The sequence below is a fragment of the Lutibacter sp. B1 genome (genome assembly GCF_012524075.1).
In the GTDB taxonomy this organism is placed as follows: domain Bacteria; phylum Bacteroidota; class Bacteroidia; order Flavobacteriales; family Flavobacteriaceae; genus Lutibacter.
In genome coordinates, this window is sequence record NZ_JAAZUI010000092.1 from 1 (window position 1) to 1,370 (window position 1,370).

2 protein-coding genes are annotated in these 1,370 nt (G+C 34.5%); both read left to right on the forward strand.

Translation table 11 applies throughout. The features are described from left to right. Nucleotides 1–54: 54 nt before the first annotated feature. Entirely contained in the window at nucleotides 55–513 is a 459-nt protein-coding gene (locus tag HGB55_RS14965; RefSeq protein WP_211047411.1) for a helix-turn-helix domain-containing protein, read from the forward strand. Next, on the forward strand, nucleotides 459–1,307 hold the full coding sequence (locus tag HGB55_RS14970; RefSeq protein ID WP_371807830.1) for an IS3 family transposase: 849 nt from the start codon (nucleotides 459–461) through the stop codon (nucleotides 1,305–1,307). The genes HGB55_RS14965 and HGB55_RS14970 overlap by 55 nt, the downstream gene beginning before the upstream one ends. Nucleotides 1,308–1,370: the final 63 nt, after the last annotated feature.

The window sequence follows — 1,370 nt, forward strand, 5'->3', positions numbered from 1 at the left end:
TGAACTTTCCTGAAATAGGTTGACTAAAAATTAAACCATTAATTACAGTCACTTATGAAATCACAAAATGAACACTGGCGAAAAAAAAGCTACCAGAAAGTAACCTTAGAAACCAAACTTTTGGTCGTCGACCAAATCCTGACCGGACATATTTCTAACAACCAAGCTTCCAAAAAATATCATGTCCCTAGAACAACAATTGCCTATTGGTTAAGAAAATACAGTACCTTAGTGCAACAAAACAAGGGTATGAGCAAGAACGATGAAATCAAAAAGCTTAAAGAGCGTATTGAGGAACTGGAGTTCCAGAAAGACTTCCAACAGGACATTATCGCGGATATGGAACTCATTACAGGAGTCGATATGTCAAAAAAGTCATTGCCCAAAACATTAGCAAAAGAGATAGAGCTAAAGAAAAAAGCCCGTATAAAAGAAAATGGCTCTATGGATGTTTTGGGATATCTAAACAAGCCTTTTACAAAAGACTCAAAGCACAACAAAAAAAAGAAATAGACCAGCAAAAACTTATAAAAATGGTTAAAGGCTACCGTAAAAAAGTAGGCTCTAAAACGGGTGGTATTAAACTCTATGCAGAACTAAAACAAGACTTCATAAAAGCTGATATTAAGATCGGTAGAGATAAATTCTATAGATTCCTTAGGATCAATAACCTTCTCGTTCCCAAAACTAAAAATTACATCACTACTACTAACTCTAACCATATGTACAAAAAATATAAGAACCTGGTCAAAGACCACGTCCCTACTCGACCAGAACAATTATGGGTTAGTGATATCACCTATATTAAAACTGAAAACGGACACAACTATCTTGCTTTAGTTACAGATGCCTATTCCAAGCAAATTATGGGATATAATCTCGATAACCATATGAGAACATCTCTTTGCAAAAAAGCGCTCGATATGGCCATTAAAAACAGGAAATACCCTAATAAAAAGCTTATACACCATTCCGACAGAGGCTTCCAGTACTGCAATCCTAAATACACGCAGTTTGCAGAAGACAATAATATCACGATGAGTATGACAGAACAATATGACCCTTACGAAAACGCGGTCGCTGAACGCATTAACAGAACACTAAAACACGAATACGGCTTAAAACAAACCATTAAGAACACTGATCTGGCTCAAAAAATGACTCAGCAAGCCGTATATATTTATAACAACCTAAGAACTCATTTTAGCCTGAATCTAAGAAAACCAGCAGAAGTACATTTGAATCCAAATATTAAATACAAATCCTATCGGAAAAATAATGTAAATTTACCTGAGCTTACTATTTAAAATCAAAAATCGATTTATAAAAAAACAACCGAAAAAAAGTCAACCTATTTCAGTATAATACAA